We start from the raw sequence: 22,974 nt of genomic DNA, 5'->3' as shown, positions 1-22,974 counted from the left end.
CCCATGACCACCCCGGGCCGCGCGCCGCGCGCCGGCGAGAGGACGGTGCGCTACCTGCTGCTGCTCCTCGTCCTGCTCCTCACCATCGGCCCCTTCCTGTGGCAGCTGTCCACCTCGCTCAAGGGACCGGACGACGACATCTGGTCCCGCACCCCGTCCTTCCTGCCCGACGCACCCACACTCGCCAATTACGCGCAGGTCGCCGACACCATCCCGGTGTGGACCTACGCCGCCAACTCGCTGGTCGTCGCGGGCATCGCGGTCGCCGGGAACGCCGTCGGCGCGACCCTCGCCGGCTTCGCGCTCGCCCGGCTCCGCTTCAGGGGCGCCCGGCTCGCGTTCGGCCTGTTCGCCGCCACGCTGGTGCTGCCCGGCGAGGTCACGATCGTCTCCCAGTACGTGACGGTCCGCAGCCTCGGCCTCACCGACACCCTCCTCGGCGTCGCCCTGCCCGGCGCGATCGGCATGCTCAACGTGCTGCTCATGTACACCGCCTTCCGCGCGGTACCGCCCGAGCTCGACGCCGCCGCGCTCGTCGACGGGGCGAACGCGTGGCAACGGCTCGTGCACGTGGGCCTGCCCAACGTCCGGGGCATGCTGAGCGTCGTGGTGATCTTCACGTTCATCGCCGCCTGGGACGACTTCCTGTGGCCGCTGATCGTCCTCGACGACCCCGGCCGCTACACCCTCACGGTCGGCCTCCAGTACCTCGACGGCACCTTCTCGGCCAACCCCCGCCTGATCGCCGCCGGCACCATGATCGCCTTCCTGCCGGTCGTGGCGGTGTTCGCGGCGCTCCAGCGCTTCTTCTTCAAGGGAGTCGAGGAAGGCGCGATCAAGGGATGACCGGAGGAACCCCATCCCCGGAGGAACCCATGACGAACCACAGGACCACTCCACGCTTCGGCGTCAACTACACCCCCAGCCAGGGCTGGTTCCACCACTGGCTCGACTTCGACCTCGAGGCGATCCGCGCCGACCTGGACTCCGTCGCCGCCCTCGGCCTCGACCACATCCGCGCCTTCCCGCTCTGGCCGCTCTTCCAGCCCAACCGCACCCTGATCCGGCCCCAGGCCCTCGACCAGCTGGGCCGACTGGTGGACGCGGCCGCCGAGTTCGCCCTCGACGTCGCGGTGGACGGCCTCCAGGGACACCTCTCCAGCTTCGACTTCCTGCCGTCCTGGACCCGGACCTGGCACCGGCGCAACCTCTTCACCGACCCCGAGGTCCTCGACGGCCAGGCCACCTACCTGCGCACCCTCGCCGCCTCCCTCGCCGACCGGCCGAACTTCCTCGGCATGACCGTCGGCAACGAGTTCGACCAGTTCTCCGGCGACCCCCACCCCGACCCCGACCGCGTCACCCCCGACCGGGCCGCGAGCTGGCTGCGCCGCATGCTCGCCGCCTGCGAGGACGGCGCACCCGGCAGGCTCCACCTGCACGCCGCGTACGACGCCGCCTGGTACCGCGACGACCACCCCTTCACCCCCGCACACGCCGCCCGCATCGGCGGCGCCACCGCCGTCCACTCCTGGGTCTTCAACGGCACCGCGCAGCAGTACGGCGGCGACTCCTTCGCCGCCGGGCAGCACGCCGCGTACCTGATCGAACTCTCCAAGGCCTGGGCCCAGGACCCCCACCGCCCGGTCTGGCTCCAGGAGGTCGGCGCACCCGCCCCGCACGTACCGCCCGGGCAGGCGGCCGCGTTCACCCGGACGACCGTCACCGCCGCGCTCGACTGCCCCGACCTGTGGGGTATCACATGGTGGTGCTCCCACGACGTCGACCGCGCGCTGGCGGACTTCCCGGAACTCGAGTACACCCTGGGCCTGCTGACCACGGACCGCCACCCCAAACCCACGGCCACGACCCTGGCGGCCGTGGCAGCGGAAAGCCACGCCCCCGCACCTCCCCGCACGACGGCCCTGGTCCTCGACCTGCCGGAGCACGGCCCCGAGCGTTCGGACTGCGCCCCGGGAGGCCGCTGGTTCGACGCCTTCATGCGCCTCGCGGCGGACGGCGCGCGCCCGACGACGATCCTGTCGACCCACACCACGGACAAGCCGTACCTGACGGCCCGCGGCATCACCGAACTCGTCACCCTGGACGACCTCGGTTAGGGCGTGCGTCGAAAGTCCCGTCTGCCCGGCGGCGCCCGGCACGCACGCTCGCCGCCCCACCCCCATCCCGCCCACCCAGGGAGCACCCCGCATGCACGACGACCGCACCCTCACCGAGTCCCGCCTCAAGCGCGTCCTCGACGAACGCATCCGCCCCGCCGTCCACCCCGTCTCCGTGCCCCTGGACGCCGGCATCTGGACCGCCCCCGGCGAACCCGTCCCGGTCGCCGAGGGCCTCGCCGCCCCCCGCACCCCGATCGCCGTCGGCGACGCCTGGGGCGCGCCCTGGGGCACGAGCTGGCTCACCGTGTCCGGCACGGTGCCGGAGGAGTGGGCCGGCCGCACCGTCGAGGCCCTGATCGACCTCGGCTTCGACGCCAACATGCCCGGCTTCCAGTGCGAGGGCCTCGTCTACCGCCCCGACGGCACGCCGGTGAAGGGCCTCCACCCCCGCAACCAGTGGGTGCGGATCGCCGCCCCGGCGGCCGGCGGCGAGGAGGTGCTGCTGCACGTCGAGGCCGCGTCGAACCCGGTGATCCTCGACTACCACCCCTTCCTGCCCACCGACCTCGGCGGCAAGGACACCGCGGGCGACCGCCCGCAGTACCGGCTCGCCCGGCTCGACCTCGCGGTCTTCGACGAGACGGTCTGGGAGCTCGTCAACGACCTGGAGGTGCTGGGCGAGCTGATGGCGGAGCTGCCGGTCGAAGGCGCCCGCCGCTGGGACATCCTGCGCGCGGTGGAGCGCGCCCTCGACGCGGTCGACCTCCAGGACGTCAACGGCACCGCCGCCGCGGCCCGCGCCGAGCTCGCGGGCGTCCTCGCCTCGCCCGCCGAGCCCTCCGCGCACCGCATCAGCGCCGTCGGCCACGCCCACATCGACTCGGCCTGGCTGTGGCCGCTGCGCGAGACCGTCCGCAAGGTGGCCCGTACCACCGCCAACATGACCGCGCTCCTCGAGGACGAACCCGACTTCGTCTACGCCATGTCCCAGGCCCAGCAGTACGCCTGGATCAAGGAGCACCGGCCGGAGGTCTACGCCCGGGTGAAGAAGGCCGTCGCCGAGGGCCGCTTCGTCCCGGCCGGCGGCATGTGGGTGGAGTCCGACACCAACATGCCCTCGTCCGAGGCGATGGCCCGTCAGTTCGTGCACGGCAAGCGGTTCTTCCTCGACGAGTTCGGCATCGAGAACCAGGAGGCCTGGCTGCCCGACACGTTCGGCTTCGCCGGCGGGCTCCCGCAGATCATCAAGGAGGCCGGCTCGAAGTGGCTGCTGACGCAGAAGATCTCCTGGAGCCAGGTCAACTCCTTCCCGCACCACACCTTCTGGTGGGAGGGCGTCGACGGCACCCGGATCTTCACCCACTTCCCGCCGATCGACACCTACAACTGCTCCATGCGGGGCAAGGAGATCGCCCACGCCGTACGCAACTTCAAGGACAAGGGCCGCGCCCGCCACTCCCTCGCGCCGACCGGCTGGGGCGACGGCGGCGGCGGCACCACCCGTGAGATGATCGCCAAGGCGGCCAGGCTGCGTGACCTGGAGGGCTCGGCGACGGTCCGCTGGGAGCGGCCCGCCGAGTTCTTCGCCAAGGCGCAGGCCGAATACCCCGAACCACCGGTGTGGGTGGGGGAGTTGTACCTGGAACTGCACCGCGCGACACTCACCAGCCAGGCGCGCACCAAGCAGGGCAACCGGGCGAGCGAGAACCTGCTGCGCGAGGCAGAGCTGTGGTCCGCCACCGCCGCCGTGCACACCGGACTGCCCTACCCATACGCCGAGTTGGACCGCATCTGGAAGACGGTGCTGCTGCACCAGTTCCACGACATCCTGCCCGGCTCCTCCATCGCCTGGGTGCACCGCGAGGCCGAACGCACCTACGCGGCCGTGGCCGGGGAACTCGGCGGGATCGTCGAACGCGCCCAGCGCGCCCTCGCCGGCACACCCGCGCGGGACGGCGCCGAGGTCGTCTTCAACAGCGCCCCGCACACCTCGGACGCCGGCGTCCCCGCGGGCGGCGCCCGCCGCGCCGACACGCTGCCCGCCGCGCCCCGCCGCTGCGCCGTCCGGCCCCGCGACGACGGCGGCTTCGTCCTCGACAACGGCCTGCTGCGGGCCGCCGTCGACGGCCGCGGGCTGCTCGTCTCCCTCGTCGACCTCGACACCGGTCGTGAGGCCCTCGCCCCGGGCGCCGCCGCCAACCTCCTCCAGCTGCACCCCGACTTCCCCAACATGTGGGACGCCTGGGACGTCGACCGCTTCTACCGCAACACCGTCACCGACCTCACCGAAGCCGACGAGGTGACCGTCGCCGTCGACACCCCGGACACCGCGTGCGTGCGCGTCACCCGCTCCTTCGGCACGTCGACCGCCGTCCAGACCCTGACCCTCACCGCGGGCGCCAAGCGCGTCGACCTCGGCACCGAGGTGGACTGGCACGAGACGGAGAAGTTCCTCAAGGCCGCCTTCCCGCTCGACCTGCACACCGACCGCTACGCCGCCGAGACGCAGTTCGGGCATCTCCACCGCCCCACCCACACCAACACCAGCTGGGAGGCGGCCAAGTTCGAGGCCTGCAACCACAGGTTCGTGCACGTCGAGGAACCCGGCTGGGGCGTCTCCCTCGTCACCGCCTCCACGTACGGCCACGACGTCACCCGTACCGTACGGCCGGACGACGGCGGCACGACCACCACCGTACGGGTCTCCCTGCTGCGCGCCCCCCGCTTCCCTGACCCGCACACCGACCAGGGCCTCCACCGCTTCCGGCACGCCCTCGTGCCCGGCGCGGGCGTGGCCGACGCGGTGCGCGAGGGCTACCGCATCAACCTCCCCGAGCGGCGGGTCCCCGGCGGCGCCGACGTGCCGCCCCTGGTGACCGTCGGCGACGAGGCCGTGGTCCTCAGCGCCGTCAAGCTCGCCGACGACGGCAGCGGCGACGTCGTCGTCCGCCTCTACGAGTCGCGGGGCGCCCGCGCCCGCACCCGCCTCACCGCCGGCTTCGCCCTCGCCACCGTCCGGCGCTGCGACCTCCTGGAGCGGCCCCGCGACGACGAGGACGCGGCGGTCGACGACGACGGCGTCCTCGTCGAGCTGCGCCCCTTCCAGCTCCTCACGCTGCGGCTCGCCCGGGCGTGAGGCGGAACGGGTGGTCCCGGCCCTGGGCAGGTGCCGGGACCACCCCCCGCCCTCGCGCCCCGACCATCGGGGCGGCGGGGCCGGGGGAGACACGGGCGTGCTGCCGGAGGGCCCTCGGGCGCGTCGACCCGGTGCCCGTCGTGGCCACCGGCCGGGCACTCGCCCGGGGCCGCAGACCCCGGCTCGGCCTCCGCTTCCCCCGCCTCTTCGTGGCCCCGTAGCACCTGACCGGGCCGTTCCACCACCCCTGCGGTTAGGCTCTGCGCACGATGAACACCCGCAAGGACACTCCGGAGCCCCGGGCCGACAAGGCCGACAAGGCGGGCGTACGCCGGCACAACCTGAGCCTTGTGCTGCGCACCGTGCACGAGGCGGGCGAGACGACCCGCGCCGCGGTCGCGGCCCGCGTCGGGCTCACCCGCGCCGCCGTGTCCTCGCTCGTCGAACAGCTCCTGGAGAGCGGACTGCTCGTCGAGTCCGGCAAGACCTTCAGCGGCCAGGCCGGCCGCCCCGGCACCGTCCTCAAGCCCGCGGACACCGGACCCGCCGGTCTCGGCGTCGAGCTCAACGTCGACTACGTGAGCGTGTGCGTCGCCGACCTCGGCGGGACCGACCGGATCCGCCGCACCGTCCGGCTCGACAACCGTGCCCTCGCACCCGTCGAGGTGCTGCGCCGCGCGGCCGGCCTCACCGCCGACGTGCTCGCCGAGGCCGCCGAGCGGAACCTGCGGCCCACCGGCGTACGGCTCGCCCTGCCCGGACTGGTCTCCGGCGGCACCGTCCAGCAGGCGCCCAACCTGGGCTGGAACCGGGTCGACGCCGACGTCCTCTTCGCCCGCGCGCTGGGCGCCGCCCGGCCCGCCGGAGCCCCCGCCCTGCCCGTCGCCTCCGACAACGAGGCCAACGTCGCCGCCCTCGCCGAGCTGTGGTTCGGCGACCTCGGCGGCATCCGCAGCTTCCTGCACGTCACCGGCGAGATCGGCGTCGGCGGAGCGATCGTCCTCGACGGCGAACTGCTGCGCGGCGCCCACGGCTTCGCGGGCGAGATCGGCCACCTCACCGTCGTGCCCGACGGACTCCGCTGCCGCTGCGGCTCCCACGGCTGCCTGGAGCGCTACGCCGGCCAGTCGGCCCTGCTGCGCGCCGCCGGGGCGAGCGGGATCGACGCCCTCGTCCGGCGCGCCGAGGAGGGCGAACCGCGCACGGTCGCCGCGCTCGACCAGGCCGGCCGGATGCTCGGCGTCGCCGTGTCCGGCGCGGTGAACCTGCTCGACCCGCAGGCCGTCGTCCTCGGCGGGATCTATCCGCGCCTCATGCCCTGGATCGCCCCCGCCGCCGAGGCCGAACTCGCCGGCCGCGTGGTCTCCGGACTCTGGACCCCGGCGAGGGGCCGGCTGCGCGCCGCCGCCGGTACCGCCGACGCCGCCCGGGGCGCGGCGGCCCTGGTGCTCCGCGACATCCTCGCCGACCCGCTGGCGTACGGCGGCTGACGCCGGCTCCGCCCGTCCGGGCCGACCCCGCGGGCGGGCCGGCCGACTGCCGCGGACCTCCGGGACCGGCTCGTCACCGGCCCGTTGTCAGTGGCAGCCCCTACCGTTCAGGACATGACGACGAAGACCTATCTGGAGCTGTCGCAGGACGGCGGCGGCGCGCACAAGTTCTACGAAGTGACGGTGCAGGGCACGGTGGTGTCGGTCCGTTACGGACGGATCGGCGCGGCCGGACAGACCCAGACCTCGACCTTCCCGACGGCCGAGAAGGCCCAGGCCGCGGCAGCCAAGAAGATAGGCGAGAAGGTCCGCAAGGGGTACGCGCCGGCGGTCCAGGGACAGCGAGCGCCCCGCTCGGTCACCCGGCGCGCCGTCACCTCCGCGCCGTCCACGGCCCGCGCCGTCGCGCCCGTGCTGTGGCGCTTCCGCACCGGCTCCGCGGCCTTCGGCATCCACGTCGACGACGAGCGCTGCTGGGTCGGCAACCAGGCCGGCGAGGTCTTCACCCTCGGCCACACCGGCGAGGTCCTGGCCCGCTACAGCCTGCCCGACGGCGTCAAGTGCCTGGTCGCCGACGACTTCTGGATCTACGCGGGCTGCGACGACGGCCGGGTGTACGACCTGTCCTCCAAGCTGCCCTTCGCCGCCTACGACATCGCCGCCGACGTCGACATCTTCTGGCTCGACATCCACGAGGGCGTGCTCAACGTCGCCGACCGCTCGGGCCGGCTCACCGTCATCGACCACGAGGACGAGCACCAGTGGTCCCGGGGCGGCCGCGGCGAACACGCCTGGATGGTGCGCGCCGACGCCGACGCCGTGTACTACGGCGACAGCCGGGGCGTCACCGCCCACACCCCCGACGGCGGACGCGAGCTCTGGCACACCGGCACCGAGGGCGGCGTGCTGTTCGGCTGGCAGGAGGACACCGCGGTGTACGCGGGCACCGGCCGCAGGAAGGTGCACCGCCTCGCCAAGAAGGACGGCAGGACCGAGGCCGTCTACGCCTGCGACAGCGTGGTGTACTCGTGCGCCACCTCGCCCGGCGGCCGCTTCGTCTTCGCCGGCGACAGCGCCTCGTCCGTCTACTGCTTCGCCGAGGACGGCACCCGGCTGTGGAAGCTGGGCACGGGCGGCGGCTCGGCGCTCTCCATGCAGTACCGCGACGAGCGCCTCTACCTCGTGACCACGGACGGCTCGCTGCTCTGCGTGGACGCGAGCGAGGCGGCCATCGCCGCCGCCCAGCAGGGCACCGTCCCGGTCGCCCAGGACGTCAAGCTGGCCGCGGCGCTGCCCACGTACGCCCCGGCGACCACGGTCGCCGCCGTCGACGCGGTCAGCACCGTCCCGGCCGGCTCGGTGGTCGTGGAGTGCGTTCAGGATGGCGGCCGGATGCGGGTCCACGTGGTGACCGCGGGCTACGAGCCCGGGTGGAACGTGCAGTTCCCCCGCGCCATCCGGGAGCCCGGCGCCCGCTATGTCGTCGACGCCCTGCACCCGGCGTCCGGCGGCTTCTACCGGGTCCGCGGCGACATCAGGCGACTGCTGTGAGCGGCGCCTTCGCGGCGGCCACCGGGGACGGGCCGCCGCTGCCGGACCTCGAGGCGGAGCAGCGCTCGCGCGAGGTGCGGGCGGCGCTCGACGGGCTGCTCCAGATCCGGCGCGTGACCGCCGGCGGCGGGGGAGGCGATCCGGCGGCCCGGCCGGCCGACTGGGAGCGCCGGCAGCCGGTACGGGCGGTGGCGCTGCTCCTGGAGGCGGCCGGCCGGCCGCCCTCGGCCCTGGACGCCTCCGGCACCCGGGTCGCCACCGGCTACCGGGTGGCAGCGGGCGAGCGCCCCGGCACCGCGGTGGTCGCATGGCTCGGCCCGCCGGGGTCGGGCGCCGCCCAGGAGGAGGAAGCGGCCCTCCGTGCCTGCGCCGCCGCCCTGGAGCGCTTCGGCTGGGACGCGCTCCTCTACAAGGGCCCGCGCCGTCACCGCTTCCTGGAGGTCGAGCCGGTCGGCCCGGACATCCCCTGAGAGACCTTCCCCTCCGGGGACTGCCGCGCGGCGGTGGGAAACGCGTGAGGCGCGCAGGCCGGGAACGGCCTGCGCGCCTCACGGTCGGTGCCACCCCGGCGGGAGGGGAGCGGAGGAGAGGCGTCACCCCTCCCGCCCGGTGTCTTCGGGAGCGGTCAGCTCTGCCAGGCGGTCCAGCTGCCGCTGCTCAGACGGTGGCGGAACCAGCGCTCGCCGTCCATGCCCACGACGGAGATCGTGGGGTTCCACGTGCCGGAGCCGTCGACCCACACACCGCTGCGGACCGTGCCGCCCAACGACTGCCAGCTGGACCAGGTGCCGGCCGTGTTGTTGAAGCGGGTCCACACCGCGAAGTCGGTGCCGACGACGAACACCTGCCGCGTCCCGTTCGGGAAGGTGTGCCAGGCCTCCCCGTACTCACAGATGTAGGCACCGCCGAGGCCGGACACACTGCAGTGGGCCGCGGCCGCCGAGGCCGGTCCCTGCGCCGGGGCGGCCGAGGCCACACCGGCGAAGGCGGCGCCGGACAGGGCGAGGGTGGTGGCCGCGAGGGCGGTGGCGCGGACGATGGATAAACCCATGGGGGTGACTCCTTGTGGTCACTCGTCTTCCGGTGGATGCCGGGTCGCCCGCTCGGCCCCGGCCCCATGGGGGGTGGAGACGGACGCCGTGCGGGCCGCCCGGCGTGGAAGAGCCTTCCAGCGGCCGCCAACGAACGCCTAACGCCCCGCTAACAAGCCGTCGCCGCACCCCGCCGCACCCCGCCGCACCCCGCCGCCGCACCCCGCGCGCCGACCGGCCGGGCGGACGGATTCCGGCACAGGAGCCCGGGAACAGGGAAGCCGTCAGGCGATCGACGCGGAGACGATCGCCGCCACGGCCAGGTTGCACGACGCCGTCACCCACACCGCAGGGTGCGGCTCCGGGTCGACCAGGGTCGCGCCCAGTTTGCCGGGCGTGACGAGGTCGACCACCAGGAAGGCGACCGCCATCAGCACGAGGCCGAGCAGACCGAACGCGGCGGTGGACAGCAGGCCCTTGGCGAAGTCGTCGTACGTCGTCCAGATCGCCGTGAAGACGATGCCGCCTATGCCGAGCAGGGCCGAGCTGAGCAGGATGGACGCGTTGCGGTTGCGCTCCTGCCAGATCTGCCGGCCGAGCTTGCCGGGCGTCAGGATGTCGACGAGGACGATGCCGAGGATCAGCAGGACGACGCCGAGGGCGCCGTACGCGGTGGTCCGGCCGAGGCCGTTGACGATGTCGCTCATGGGATGCCGGCTCCGGAAGGAAGTGATCGTGAGTGATCGCGGTCAAGGACCGGCAAAATGTAGCGCAGGGCCGGTCGGCCCTGGTCGGCGGGGCGCGAGCACGCCGGCCGCCCGGGCGGACGCAGGCGCCGACCGGACCGGGCACGGCACCCCGACAACCCGCTCAGGAGGGCGCGAGGCCCTCGCCCGCCTTCAGAGGCCCGCCGGGATCTGCTTGGCCCGCGAGCGGACCACGAAGGCGGTGGCGATCTCCGACACACCCACCACGAGCAGCCAGATCCCGGCGAGCACCGTCAGCACGCGCACCGACTCCAGCGGCGAGACGATCAGCACCACACCGGCCAGCGTGCTGATGACGCCCAGACAGATCTGCCAGCCGCGGGCGGGCATGTCCGGATCCGATGCCGCCGCCACGGTCTGGGTGATCCCGCGGAACAGCCAGCCGATGCCGACCCACAGCGCGAGCAGCAGGATCGACTGCGTGGCACCCCGGAAACAGAACAGACCGAGCAGGATCCCCAGCGCGCCGCTGATGAACGCCATCACCCGCAGCGAGGTCTGCGCATGCGTGCCGAACGCGGCGACGAGCTGCAGCACACCGCTGACGAGCAGATACAGGCCGAAGAGCACACCGACGATGGTCAGCGTCGCCTTGGGCCACGCCAGCACGAGCACGCCCAGGACCAGCGAGACGACACCGGCGACCAGCAGCGCCTGCCAGGCCATGCCGGCCAGCAGGCCGAGCGGTCCGGCCGGCACGTCCTCGCGCGCCGGACGGTCATGAGTCTGCGACATGGTCTTGCTCCACTCCTCTCGGCGCGCCCTCGGAGCCGGACGGGCGCGATTCCTCCGGTGGCCCTTCCGGGGGCCGCCGACGGCGCTCTCACTCAAGCAGGACGGGACGAACGCCGCAAAAGATGACCTGTATGGGCGATCAGCGCATCGGACGGAGCCGTGGTCCGGCGCAGAGTGGAGAGCGACTGTGCAGGGCGCGCGCACCCGCCGCACCCGTATCCGCAACGGAGACCGACATGACCGCATTCAACCGACGCGACCTCGGGCTGCTCGTCCTCCGGGTCGGCACCGGCGCCGTACTCGCCGCGCACGGCGCGCAGAAGCTCTTCGGCTGGTTCGGCGGGGGCGGGATCGAGGGCACCACCCAGGCGATGGAGGCCATGGGCTTCCACCCGGGCCGGCAGAGCGCCGTCGCCGCCGGTCTGGGCGAGGCGGGCGGCGGCGTCCTGCTCGCCCTCGGCCTCGCGACGCCCGCGGCCGGCGCCGCCGCGGCGGGCGCCATGGCCGGTGCCGTCTCCGTGCACGCCCCGTCCGGCTTCTTCGCCATGAGCGGCGGCTACGAGTACCCCGCCTTCCTCGGATTCACCGCCGCCGCCATCGGCGTCACCGGCGCCGGCCGGCTCTCGCTCGACCACGCCACCGGGCACGTCCTCGACCGGCCCTGGGTGGTCGCCACCGCCTTCATCGGCACGGCGCTCGCCGCCGCGGCCGTCGTCGGCCGCCGGGCCGAGACCATCGCCGCCCCGCAGTCCGAGGCCGGCTCCGCCGGCGAGTCCTCCGGTCAGGCCGACGCCGACGACGAACCGGAGCCCGAGCACACCAGTGCCCGCGAGAGGGAGAGCTGACCCCGTGAAGGCCATGGTCATGCCGCAGTACGGCGGCGCCGACGCCCTCATCCTGACGGAGCTCCCCGAACCCAGGGTCGCCCCGGGCGAGGTCCTGGTCCACGTCGCCGCCGCCGGCGTCAACCCGGTGGACTGGAAGCTCGCGGCCGGCGGGCTCGACCCCATCATGGTGTCCCACTTCCCGATGATCCCCGGCTGGGACGTCGCCGGAGTCGTCGCCCGCAACGGCCTCGACTCCACCGAGTTCGCACCCGGCGACGAGGTCATGGGCTACATCCGCAAGGACAGCGCCGAGCACGGCGGTTACGCGGAGCAGGTCGCCGTCGCGGTCCGCATGCTCGCCCGCAAGCCGCGCACGCTCAGCTGGGCCCAGGCCGCGGGCCTCCCGCTGGCCGGACTCACCGCCCTGCAGTCCGCCGACCGGGTCCGGGCGGGCGCCGGGGACACCGTCCTGGTGCACGCCGCGGCCGGCGGCGTGGGTTCGCTCGCCGTGCAGATCCTGACCGCCCGCGGCGCCCGGGTCATCGGCACCGCGAGCCCCGCCAACCACGCGTTCCTGCGCGACCTCGGCGCCGAACCCGTCGCGTACGGCCCCGGGCTCGCCGACCGGGTGCGGGAGCTGGCGCCCGACGGCGTCGACGCCGCGCTCGACTTCGTCGGCGGCGAGGCCGTCGACGTCTCCGTCGACCTGCTGCGTTCGCCCGACCGGCTCGCCTCGATCACCGACCACCGCGCCGCGGCCCTCGGCGGCCACCACGTCTGGGTACGGCCCGACGGCGCCGGCCTCACGACGCTCGCCGCACTCGCCGACGAGGGCCGGCTCACTGTCTTCGTCGAGAAGGTGCTGCCGCTGCGGGAGGCGGCGGAGGCCTGGCGCCTCAACAGCGAAGGCCACACACGGGGAAAGCTGGTGCTCTCGGTCGGCGACGGGTCCTGAGGACCTGAATACTGTGCGGGAACACCGGGAACACCAGGAGCCGATCCGGTGCTACGGGGAAAGATGCAGGGGGGCCGCGCATGCGGGCACGCGACGGACGCGACGAGTGCGACGAACGCGACGGGCGTGAAGGACGCGACGGGCGTGAAGGACGCGACGGAAGGGGCCGGTGCCGGTCATGAAGATCGATCTCACGGACACCAACTCCAGCAAGGTCAACAAGGCGATCCTGTCGGCCCGCCGCGCCGCCGGCACGCCCGCCGTCGGCATGGTCCTCACCCTCGTCATCGTCACCGACGAGGAGAACGCGTACGACTCGGTCAAGGCCGCCAACGAGGCCGCGCGCGAGCACCCTTCACGCACCCTCGTCGTCATCAAGCGGCACGCCCGCTCCCCGCGCGCCCGCAGCGTGCCCCGGCTCGACGCCGAGGTGCGGGTGGGCACCGACGCGGGCGCGGGCGAGACGGTGCTGCTGCGGCTGCACGGCGAAGTGGCCCGCCGCGCCGACTCCGTCGTGCTCCCGCTGCTGCTGCCCGACGCGCCCGTCGTCGTCTGGTGGCCGGTCGACGCACCCGAGGTGCCCTCCGAGGACCCGCTGGGATCCCTGGCCCAGCGCCGCATCACCGACACGTACGCCGTCGACGACCCGATCGGCGCGCTCGCGGTCCGCGCCGCCTCGTACGCGCCGGGCGACACCGACCTCGCCTGGACCAGGCTCACGCCCTGGCGCTCCCTGCTGGCCGCCGCGCTCGACCAGGCCGGGACGTCGGTGACCACGGCCGCCGTCGAGAGCGAGGCGGAGAACCCCAGCGCGGAGCTCCTCGCCCGCTGGTTCGGCGACCGGCTCGACGTCCCGGTGGAGCGGGTCGTCACCGACGGACCCGTCGTCACCGCCGTCCGCATGGGCACGCCCGACGGCGAGATCCGCATCGACCGCCCCGAGGGCCCGGTGGCCCGGCTGTCCATCCCGGGCCAGCCGACCCGCGTGATGGCCCTCAAGGTCCGCACCACCGCCGAGCTCATCGCCGAGGAACTCCGCCGCCTCGACCCGGACGAGGCGTACGCGGCCGCCCTCCGGTACGGGCGGTAGCGGGAGTTCGTCCCGCTCACCCCGTCCGCGGGCCGGACGGGAGGGCGGGCTCGGGGAACGAGCCGTCTTCAAGGGGAGGGGCGGGCAGGCGCGCACCTGACGGCCCCGGCCGGCGTCCCGGCCCGGTACGGGACGCCGGCCCGGCCGGGGGCCCGTACCGGACCGTCGACATCTCGCCAGGTGAGCCCCCGAGTTGGCCGAGAATGGCCGAGACCTGACGGTCCGCCGGAAGCGGCTTGCTCCCGCACCGCCGCACCGGTCAGGATCACCCGGAACACCACGTCGAACGGGGGAGCAATGAAGCCTCGCCTGGTCTTCGTCCACGGCATCGGCGCTCCCCGCGACGCCGCCGCCGAACGGGACGAATGGCTGCGCGCGGTCGCCGCGGGCGCCCGCGCGGCCGGCCACTCCGCCAGCGTCTCGGGCCTCACCGGCGGCTGGGCGGCCGACGCCCGGTTCGCGTACTACGGCGACCTGTTCCGTACCGCCGGTGCCCAGGGCGGCGGCGCCACCCCCGCCGGACCCGCCGGAGCCACGCGGGAACCGGACGACGAACTGCTCGCCGCGCTGCTCCTCGAAGCCGTCGACGCACGGCTCGCCGACCCGTCACCGCCGGACCCCGCCGAGCACCGGGCGCTGCGCGCCGCCCGCGTCCGGCTCGCCCCGCCCGCCGGCGCGCAGGGCGCGGGCGCCCCCGCCCGGCGCGTCGTCAACGCCGTCACCAGCCTGCTCGCCGTACCGGGACTGCGCGCGCTCGGCGGCCGGCTCACCGCCCGCGTCACCGCGGGCATGCTCGGCCAGGTCGCCCGCTACCTCAACCGCGGCGAACCGGACGGCGACACCACCCTCGACCAGCGCATCCGCGCCCGGGTCGCCGAGAGCCTCGACCCCGAAGGGCCCAACATCGTCGTCGCCCACTCGCTCGGCACCGTCGTCGCCCTGGAAACCCTGCACGAACACCCCGTCGACGTACCGCTGTTCGTCACCCTCGGCTCCCCGCTCGGCATCCGCACCGCCGTCCTGCCCCGGGTCCGTCCGCACCCGCTCGGCACGCCCGCCGCCGTCGGACGCTGGCTCAACTTCTGGGACCGCGACGACCTCGTGGCCGCCCGGCCCCGCCTGGAGGACGTCGTCCGGCCGAACGCCGCCGCCGTCGTCCCCGCCAGCCGCCGCGTCGACTCCGACGGCGCCTGGGTGCACCCGGCCGCCAAGTACCTGGCGCAGCCCGCCGTCGCCGGACCGCTCGTCGAAGCGCTCACCACCCTCACGGAGCGATGAGCGCACCGCGGCACGTGCTGGTGATCGGGGCCCAGTGCCCCGACCTCGGCATGCTCGACGGCCTCGAACCCGCGGCCCGCGCCCTGCACGACACCCTCACCTCGCCGTGGGCCGGCGCCTGCGCCAAGGACCCGGCGCACGGCCCGACCCTGCTGTACGGCCCCGGCCTCACCCAGGAAGCCGTCGAGAAGGCCGTACGGCGGGCCGGCCGCACCGCCGCCGAGGCCGGGGCGGTCCTCGTCCTCGCCTTCCTCGGCCACGGGATGGCCTCCGGCACCCAGCTCTCCTACATGGCGGAGGACTCGCGCGCCGAGGACCCGCTCAGCGCCGTCGACGTCGGCTCCCTGCTCGGCGGCCTCCTCGACACCACCGGCCTCGACGGACTCGTCGCCCTCGTCGACACCTGCCACGCCGGCAACGCCCTGCCCGACCTGCCGTCCCTCGCCCACGGCATCCGGCGCGGCGACACCCGCCTCTCCCTGCTCATGGGCGCGGCCGCCGACGAAGAGGCCTACGCGCTGCGGTTCACCACCACCGTCGTCAAGGTGCTCCAGGACGGCGTCGCGGACGCGGGGGAAACCCTGACCGGCGCGGCCGTGGCCCAGGCCGTACGGCAGGACGGCGGGGCCATCGGCCAGAACGTCCACTACGTCGACTACGACGGCGCCGCGTTCGCGACCGGGCCGCTGTGGCTCGCCCGCAACGCCCGCCACGCCACCGCCGGCGCCGGTTCCCCGCTCGGACCGGTCGCCCGCGCCGAACTCGCCCGCGCCTTCCGGTCGTTGCCCCACCCGGGCCCGAGCGGTGACCCCGTGGACCTGCCACCGGCCGGCGGCGCCCTCGCCGACTCCCTGCTCCACCCGAGCGACCTGGACGCCCTCCGGGCCCGCCTGCCCGAACTGCCCGGTCCCGCACGCCACTGGGCGCGCGGCGTCCTCGACGCCCTGCGCGACGCCGCCCGCACCCTCACCCTGTTCGACACCTGGCCCGGCGCGGACCTCACCACCCCCCTCCTGCGCCGCGCCCTCGCCGCCGTCGGCACCGAGGCCCCGGCCGCGCCGGCCGCCGCGCTCCCCGACTCCACCGGGGCGGCACTCCTCCGCGACGCCGTCGAGCACCTGCTGCTACGCGCCCCGCGCGCCGGACGGAGCCGTACCGCCCCGCTCGCCGGCTTCGTCACCCACCTCGCCCGGGACACCGGCGTCGACCCCCAGGATCCGGCCCTGCGGGCCTGGGCCAAGGACACCGGAGCGGTGATCGACCTCAACGACGCCTTCGCCCGGCTCGCCGAACGCTCCACCGAGCTCCGGCTCCGGCTCGTCGTCAGCCTCCACTCCGCCATCGGCGACGAATGGCCCGAAACCCTCGAGGCGTGGCTCCTGGACGACGGGAACGTCCGGCACCGCGAGGAGTTCCCCTGCACCGCGCAGGACCGCGCCGGAACCGAACGCGCCCTCGTCGCCGTCCTGCGCTGGGCAACCCGGCAGGCCCGCACCCTCGGCGCGCCGCTGCGCCGGGTGGAGATCGCCGCCCCCGCCCCGCTGCTCGCCGGCTGGCGGCCCGAGGAGGCCGAGTTCGGCATGCGGCTCGGCGCCCTGTACGACGTCGTGCTGCGCTGGAGCGACCGGATCCGGCCACCCGACCACCTGTTCTGGATCAACGACCACGCCCGCGACATCCTCAAGGCCATCGACGCGCACGACGAAGGCAGCCGCGTCGACTGGTTCGACGAGGCCGACACCCGCCGCGCCGCCGAACTGCGCGCCCGTCTGATGAGCGCACCCCGCACCCGCGCCGTCGCCCTCGCCCACCGGCCCGCCCAGCTCGAAGGCCTGATGGAGACCCTGCTCGCCTCCTCGCCCATCGTGCTGTGGCCCGGCGACGAACCCGCCGCCGGAGCGGCCGACGACCCCGTGCCCGCCCCCGTACGGCGCTCCGTCGACGCCCACTGGCACCTGCTGCCCGGCGAGTTCAGCCGCGCCTACCGGGAGAAGTGGAGCGCCTGCGCCGCCCCCGGAGAACAGCGGCCCGCACCCGGCGGCGCCGCCGGAACCCATCACCTCGCCGGCCTCCGCACCGTCTGGGACGGACCCGAGTGGCTCGACTTCTGCACCTGGTTCGACCGCGAGGACCACGCACAGCACCCGGAGGAACACGCATGACCTGGCAGCCCTTCTACGCGGGCCACGGCAACCCGCCCGCCACGGCCGAGGACCGCGTCCCGCTGCCCGCGGCCCCGCCCTGGCGCGAGTTCCCGCGCCGCCCGCTGCACCGTCAGTTCGTCCCTCCGGCCGGGCTCGTCGAGGCCGTCAACGCCGCCCTCGCCCTGCGCCGCCCGCTCCTCCTCACCGGCCCCGCCGGCTCCGGCAAGTCCACGGTGATCGAACAGGTCGCCGCCGAACTCGACCTCGGCACCGTGCTGCGCTGGCACATCACCTCCCGCAGCGGCCTCGCCGACGCCCTCTACCGCTACGACGCCCTCGGCCGCATCCACGCCCAGCGCCTCCAGGGCGCGGCCGGCGGCGACGACATCGCGCCCTTCCTGCGCCTCGGCCCGCTCGGCACCGCCCTGCTGCCCGCCGGCCGGCCCCGCGCCCTGCTCATCGACGAGATCGACAAGAGCGACCTCGACCTGCCCAGCGACCTCCTCGACGTCCTCGAACGCGGCGAGTTCGAGATCCCCGAACTCGCCCGCTACGGCACGGACGTCGTCGCCGTACGCGAATGGCAGGGCGACGAGCACCACGACGTCCACCGCGGCCGGGTGCAGTGCACCGAGTTCCCGTTCATCGTCATGACCAGCAACGGCGAACGCGACTTCCCCGCCGCCTTCCTGCGCCGCTGCGTCCGCTTCACCATGCCCCTGCCCACGCCGGAGACCCTGCTGCGCATCGTCGAGGCCCACATGGGCGCGGACACCGCCGGGGCGCCGGAGGCCGGCCGGCTCGTCCGCGCCTTCCTCGACCGGCTCGGCGCGGGCGAGAGCCTCGCCGTCGACCAGCTCCTCAACGCCGTCCACCTCCTCTCCGGCACCGACGCGCCCGACGAGGCACGCCGCCGGGCCGTCGAGGAGCTGATCCTGCGCGAGCTCTCGCATGCCTGAACCGCTGCCCCGGCTGCTCTCGGCGCTGCGCACCGCCGTCCCCGGACTGGACGGCACCGCGCTCGCCGAAGCACTGTGGCTCGCCGCCCACCGGGCCGCCGGCACCGACGGGGCCGCGCCCCGGCCCGCAGGGGACGACACCGACGCGGGCCGCGACCGGCCGGGCGAGGCACCCGAACCGGCCACCACGAGCACCCCCGACGACCCGGCGCCGCCGCCCACCGCCCCGCAGCCCCCGCGGGCCGCCGACGACACCGCCGCCACCCGGCCCCTCCACGAACGCCTCCCCGGCAGCGCCACCCCCGTCCCCGGCCGGGCCGTCGCCGCACCCCACACCGGCGGCCTGCCGCGCGCCCTGGAGCTCACCCGCGCCCTGCGCCCCTGGAAACGGCGCTGGCCCGAAGGTCGCGGCAGCACCCTCGACATCGACGCCACCGTGGACGGCTACGCCCGCAGTGGCGAACTCATCCCGGTGCTCAGGCCCGCGCCCGAGCGCTGGTTCGACCTGGTCCTGGTCGTCGACCGGTCACCCGGCATGCGGGTCTGGGCCGAGACCGTCGCCGAGTTCACGGCCGTCCTCGACCGGCTCGGTGCCTTCCGCACCCTCCAGGTCACCGACCTCACCTTCGGCGCGGACGGCGAACCCCACGCCCCCGGCCCGCTGCGCGCCGCCGACGGCCGCCGGCTCGTCGTCCTGGTCTCCGACTGCATGGCCGGCGCCTGGCGCCGCCCCGAGGTCTGGCACCTGCTCCGGCGGTGGGCCGGCGCCCAGCCCACCGCCCTCCTCAACCCGCTGCCCACCAAGCTGTGGCGGCACGGCGGCCTCAACCTGCCCACCACCCGCTTCACCCCGGCCGCACCCGGCACCCACCGCAGCCGCGTCCCCGTCGAACCCCCGCTCACGGCCCCGGGAAGCCGGACGGCGGAAGCGGACGGCGACTGGCTCCCCGTACCCGTCCTCTCCCTCACCCCGCACGCCCTCGGCCGCTGGTCCGACACGCTGATGCGCGGCGACCCGGAAGGCTGCACCGCCGTCCTCGTCCCGCCCACCGGCCGCCCCGCGACCGGCCCCGCCCGCGCTCCGGCCGCCCCGCTGCCACCGGCCGAACTCACCCGCCGCTTCCTGCGGACCGCCTCCCCACGCGCCGCCCGGCTCACCGTCCTCTGCGCCCCCTTCGACCGGCTGAGCCTGCGCCTGCTGCACCTCGTGCGCGCCCGGCTCGTCCCGGACGCGACGGTGGCCGACGTGGCCGAGGCCGTCACCAGCGGCGTCTTCGGGATCACGGAGGACGGCGGCGGCACGGTCGAGCTGACGCTGCCGCCCGAGGCCCGCGAGGTCCTGCGCGAACACCTCCCGGCCCACGAGGTGTGGGCCCTCCACCAGGCCCTCGACGACCACATCGCCGACCGCGGCGCCGGCCGCGCCCGGCTGCCGTCGGTCGCGTACGACGGACAGGGCCCGCGGACGCTCGCCGCGGAGCAGGAGGCGTTCGCCCGGGCGTCACGCCGCACCCTGGAACTGCTCGGCCTCGCCGAACCCGAGACGGCCCCGGACCCCCAGCCGGCCGACGACCCGGACGCGGCACCGCCTCGCGGCACGGCGCACCTGCCGCCGGCGCCGGAGCCGTACGTGGGCCACGACGCCCTGGTCGGACGGGTGGTCAGCGCCCTGAGCGACGCGGAGGGACCACGGGTGGTCCGGATCACCGCCGGTGATCCCGCCTTCGCCGGCGCGGGCCGAACGGCTCTGGCCCTGACCGTGGCCCACCGGATGCGAGGGCACTATGCCGACGGAGCGTTCTTCGTGCCGTTCGGGTCCTCGGGCGCCCGCCCGGAGCCGGTGACGAGCGTGCTGTACGGGCTGCTCGACGAGCTCGGTGCCCTTCCCCGCGTTCCGGACGACGACCCCGTCGACGGCCCGGACGGGTACGTCCGGGCCGTCCTCGACGCGCTGAGGGACCGGCGCGTCCTGCTGGTGCTGGACGACGTGGACGACGAGACGGTGTTCGCCCCGCTCGTGGCCGGGCTGCCGGACGGATGCGGCCTCCTGGTCACCAGCCGCGGGACGAGCGTGACGGACCCGTCGGCCGCGACCACGGTCGACGTGCCGCCGCTGACCGGCGAGGACGCCTCCCACCTGCTGCGGGCGTCCGGCGCGAGCACGGGAGAGCCGGTCGCGAGCGGTGCCTGGTCGCCGCTCGCGCTGCGGATCCTCGGCGCGGCCATGGGCTCCGCCGAACCGTACGTCGCGGACGCGGCGGCGCGCTTCGCCGCCGGGCAGCGGGGCGTCGGCGATCCCACGCAGCTCGTCCGCCACTGGCTCGACGAGGGCCTCGACGGCGGGCGCGCGCCGGCCCTGATCCGTCTCGCGGAGGTGACGTACGGGGAGTTCACCTTCGACGAGGCCTGCGCCGTCCTGCCCGGACACCCCGCCGCGACGCGCCGGACACTCGACGAACTGGTCCGCCAGGGTCTCCTGGACCACGCGCGCGGCGGCCGTTACGCCTTTCCCGCCGTCGTGGGCGACGAGGTGGCCGGGGTCGACGGGCACGAGGACCGCAGGGAACGGGCCAGGGACGACATCGGGCGCTTCTACCGGGAAGCCGCCGCGGTGCGGTACCGCGAGCGGCACCCCGACAGCGTCCTGCCGTCCCTTCTCGGCATCCCGCCGTCGCCGGCGACCGGCTACGACGTCCGCGTCGCCAACGCCCTCGGCCTGTGGGGCCTCGACACCGAGACGTTGCTGCTGCTGGTCCCCGACGCGGCCTCCCCTCCGTACCGCAAGACGTTCGTACGCGCCGTGATCCATCGGATGGCGACCCAAGCGGAACGGCCGGGACCCGCCACCGTCCGGGGCACGTACGCCCTGGCACGCTTCCGTCACGACACGGGCAGCACGGCGAACGCGCGTGAGCTCCTGCTCGACCTGGCGGCCGGCGTGCGGCAGACCGACGAGCGGCTGTACGGCCCGATCTGCCTCCTCCAGGCCCAGCTGGACCTGGCGGACGACCCCAGTCGGCCCCAGGAGGCCGTCCGCTGGGCGAGCGCGGCACTGCGGGGCCTCGAGAGCGTCGAGGGCGTCGAGGCGACGCGCTCGTCCGAGTACCGGGACGCGTTGCGGTGCCGCGAAGAGGCCCTCGCCCTGATGGACGACCACACGGAACGCCTCGCCACGCAGCAGCGGCTGCTCGCGGCCCTGCCGCGCACGCACACCGTCGAGCGGGCCCGCGTCCACCTCAGGACCGCGGACACGTACGCACGCCTGAGCAGACCTCAGGCGGCGCTCGCCGAGGCCGAGCAGGCCCTGGCGCTGCTCGGCCCCGACGACGACCCGGCGACCAGGGACGAGGCCCGCGGGCTGATCCGCGCCCTGAGCGAGCCGTCCGCCCCACCCGCCCCACCGGCACCCTCCGTCCCGCGCGAGCGCGTCGTGATCGCCCTCCAGGCGGCGTCCCCCGACAGCCGGCCCGGCCGGGCGGTGACGGCGCTCCTCGCCGAACTCGACGACGTCGGGCCCCACCGCTTCACGTCCCACCCCTTCGGCGACGAACTCGTCCTGCTCGTCGACGGCTCCGTCCCTCTCCCGCGGCTGGTCCGGGCCCTCGCCGAGCGGCTGCCGTCCCGCCTGGAGCGCGGCGCGGTACGCTTCGCCGTCCACCGGGGCCCGATGGACGGCACCGATCCCGCGACCGACGTGGCCGTCGAGTACACGCGCACGATGCTCCGCTCGGCCGAGTTCGGCAAGGCACGGGCCAACTACCCGGACGACGTGGTGCTGTGCGCCTCGCCCGAGGCGTACGCGGACCTCGCCGCCGGGGAGGACGAGGACGCGCCGGTACGGGAGTTCACGGCGCGCGAGGTGCGCAGCGCCTCGGGCGAGGTGGTGTGCGTCGTCCTCACCCCGCCCGTCGACCTCTCCGCGTACGACACCGAACTCCTCGGACTCGCCCGGGTCTTCAACGAGATCGACCCCGAGGGCCGGACCCTCGCCGGAATCCTGCGGGACGCCCTCGACACCGTCCTCGACCCACGGGCCACGGGACGCTTCGACCCGGAGGAGCTCACGGACCGGGAACGCCTGCGCGTCGCCGACGAGATCGCGCGGGCCCTGGACGCGGGCGTCGCGCCCTTCCGCCTGCGGCGTACCGAGGACCGCACCGGGAGCCCCGCCGGCGGTCTGACATGGCAACGGCCCCAGGGAGCCGTTCCGTTCGCGGTCGTCGTGTCGCCGGGGGCCGGCCGTCCGCTCACCGCGCCCGCCGGGCTGCCCGACGGCGCGCTGTCCCTGCTCCTGTACGCGGACGACGCGCGCGCCCGGTGGTCGGCCGGGCTGGTACGGGGCCGAGGGGACCAGACCCCGGCAGCGGGCGCCGTCGTCTGGCTGCACCGCGACGCGCCGCTCCCCGAGAACGTCCTCCTCACCCTCGCCCCGGAGGACCGCCGGTCCGTCCTCTCCGGGCCCGACGACGTCGGCCGGGTCGCCGAACTCTTCCGCCGCGTCCCGTTCCGGCCCGTGCCCGCCACCGCCCTCCGCCCCCTCGTCCACGACCGGCTCGGGGACCGCGTCCTCGATCCGGTGATCCGGCGCGCGGGCGCCGCCCTGCGCGAGGACGGCGTCCTGCTCCTCACGGGCAACGCCCGTGGCCGCGCGATGGCCGAGGCCCTGCGTCTGCCCGTACCGAGGACCGGCACGTACGTCAGCGCCCCGCTCGCCCTCCGCCGCTCCGCACACGGAGCCCGGCCCTCCGTGACCGTCGACGGGACCGCCTGGGTGGTGGCCCGCGAGGACGACGTCCGCACGCCGCTCCCATCCGGCTTCCCGAGCCTGCGCGTCCGCCGGGACGCCCGGCCCAGCGACCGAGAAGGAGGGGCGCGCCGGGAGTAGCGC

The 22,974-nt window shown here is 75.1% G+C and carries 16 protein-coding genes; 13 read left to right on the top strand and 3 right to left on the bottom strand.

What is annotated here, in order from left to right; all coding sequences use genetic code 11:
• Window positions 1-3: 3 nt before the first annotated feature.
• The 6 genes from ESG85_RS22210 (at window position 4) to ESG85_RS22185 (ending at window position 8,770) form a co-directional block, all read left to right on the top strand.
• Complete coding sequence (locus tag ESG85_RS22210; protein WP_128981967.1) at window positions 4-846, top strand: carbohydrate ABC transporter permease; 843 nt, start codon at window positions 4-6, stop codon at window positions 844-846.
• Window positions 847-875: 29 nt separating this feature from the next.
• Window positions 876-2,120 (top strand): glycoside hydrolase 5 family protein, encoded by a 1,245-nt coding sequence (locus ESG85_RS22205; protein ID WP_128981965.1) that lies wholly within the window; start codon window positions 876-878, stop codon window positions 2,118-2,120.
• Between the two features lie 91 nt (window positions 2,121-2,211).
• Entirely contained in the window at window positions 2,212-5,259 is a 3,048-nt protein-coding gene (locus ESG85_RS22200) for an alpha-mannosidase (protein ID WP_128981963.1), read from the top strand.
• Between the two features lie 269 nt (window positions 5,260-5,528).
• Window positions 5,529-6,749 (top strand): ROK family transcriptional regulator, encoded by a 1,221-nt coding sequence (locus ESG85_RS22195; protein ID WP_128981961.1) that lies wholly within the window; start codon window positions 5,529-5,531, stop codon window positions 6,747-6,749.
• A 114-nt stretch (window positions 6,750-6,863) separates the two neighbouring features.
• Complete coding sequence (locus tag ESG85_RS22190; protein WP_128981959.1) at window positions 6,864-8,300, top strand: WGR domain-containing protein; 1,437 nt, start codon at window positions 6,864-6,866, stop codon at window positions 8,298-8,300.
• Complete coding sequence (locus ESG85_RS22185) at window positions 8,297-8,770, top strand: hypothetical protein (protein WP_128981957.1); 474 nt, start codon at window positions 8,297-8,299, stop codon at window positions 8,768-8,770. The genes ESG85_RS22190 and ESG85_RS22185 overlap by 4 nt, the downstream gene beginning before the upstream one ends.
• Before the next feature lie 155 nt (window positions 8,771-8,925).
• Here ESG85_RS22185 and ESG85_RS22180 read toward each other — a convergent pair whose 3' ends face one another.
• The 3 genes from ESG85_RS22180 to ESG85_RS22170 all read right to left on the bottom strand — a co-directional run bounded on the left by ESG85_RS22180 (window position 8,926) and on the right by ESG85_RS22170 (window position 10,833).
• On the bottom strand, window positions 8,926-9,351 hold the full coding sequence (locus tag ESG85_RS22180) for a DUF8189 domain-containing protein (protein WP_128981955.1): 426 nt from the start codon (window positions 9,349-9,351) through the stop codon (window positions 8,926-8,928).
• 264 nt (window positions 9,352-9,615) lie between these two features.
• The gene (locus ESG85_RS22175; protein WP_128981953.1) at window positions 9,616-10,038 is read right to left on the bottom strand and encodes a DUF350 domain-containing protein; all 423 of its coding nucleotides are present in this window, start codon (window positions 10,036-10,038) and stop codon (window positions 9,616-9,618) included.
• A gap of 192 nt (window positions 10,039-10,230) precedes the next feature.
• Window positions 10,231-10,833, bottom strand: coding sequence for an HdeD family acid-resistance protein (locus ESG85_RS22170; protein WP_128981951.1), 603 nt, complete (start codon window positions 10,831-10,833; stop codon window positions 10,231-10,233).
• Window positions 10,834-11,069: 236 nt separating this feature from the next.
• Between ESG85_RS22170 and ESG85_RS22165 the strand changes: the two genes are divergently transcribed.
• The 7 genes from ESG85_RS22165 (at window position 11,070) to ESG85_RS22130 (ending at window position 22,971) form a co-directional block, all read left to right on the top strand.
• Window positions 11,070-11,678, top strand: coding sequence for a DoxX family protein (locus tag ESG85_RS22165; RefSeq protein WP_128981949.1), 609 nt, complete (start codon window positions 11,070-11,072; stop codon window positions 11,676-11,678).
• Between the two features lie 4 nt (window positions 11,679-11,682).
• Entirely contained in the window at window positions 11,683-12,615 is a 933-nt protein-coding gene (locus ESG85_RS22160; RefSeq protein WP_128981947.1) for an NADP-dependent oxidoreductase, read from the top strand.
• A gap of 178 nt (window positions 12,616-12,793) precedes the next feature.
• The gene (gene opcA / locus ESG85_RS22150; RefSeq protein WP_128981945.1) at window positions 12,794-13,705 is read left to right on the top strand and encodes a glucose-6-phosphate dehydrogenase assembly protein OpcA; all 912 of its coding nucleotides are present in this window, start codon (window positions 12,794-12,796) and stop codon (window positions 13,703-13,705) included.
• Window positions 13,706-14,002: 297 nt separating this feature from the next.
• Window positions 14,003-14,983 carry an alpha/beta hydrolase gene (locus ESG85_RS22145; RefSeq protein ID WP_128981943.1) on the top strand — a complete coding sequence of 327 codons (981 nt, stop codon included), beginning with the start codon at window positions 14,003-14,005 and terminating at the stop codon, window positions 14,981-14,983.
• Window positions 14,980-17,145: a vWA-MoxR associated conflict system protein gene (locus ESG85_RS22140; RefSeq protein ID WP_128981941.1), complete on the top strand. Its 2,166-nt coding sequence runs from the start codon at window positions 14,980-14,982 to the stop codon at window positions 17,143-17,145. Before ESG85_RS22145 ends, ESG85_RS22140 begins: the two co-directional genes overlap by 4 nt.
• Window positions 17,142-18,086 carry an AAA family ATPase gene (locus tag ESG85_RS22135; RefSeq protein WP_128981939.1) on the top strand — a complete coding sequence of 315 codons (945 nt, stop codon included), beginning with the start codon at window positions 17,142-17,144 and terminating at the stop codon, window positions 18,084-18,086. The genes ESG85_RS22140 and ESG85_RS22135 overlap by 4 nt, the downstream gene beginning before the upstream one ends.
• Window positions 18,079-22,971, top strand: a complete 4,893-nt coding sequence (locus tag ESG85_RS22130; protein ID WP_128981937.1) for a NaeI family type II restriction endonuclease — start codon at window positions 18,079-18,081, stop codon at window positions 22,969-22,971. Before ESG85_RS22135 ends, ESG85_RS22130 begins: the two co-directional genes overlap by 8 nt.
• Window positions 22,972-22,974 lie beyond the last annotated feature (3 nt).

The sequence above is a fragment of the Streptomyces roseicoloratus genome, assembly GCF_004117935.1.
Classification (GTDB): domain Bacteria; phylum Actinomycetota; class Actinomycetes; order Streptomycetales; family Streptomycetaceae; genus Streptomyces; species Streptomyces roseicoloratus.
Note: the sequence above shows the minus strand (reverse complement) of the source record. Positions and strands in the feature narration are given on the sequence as shown.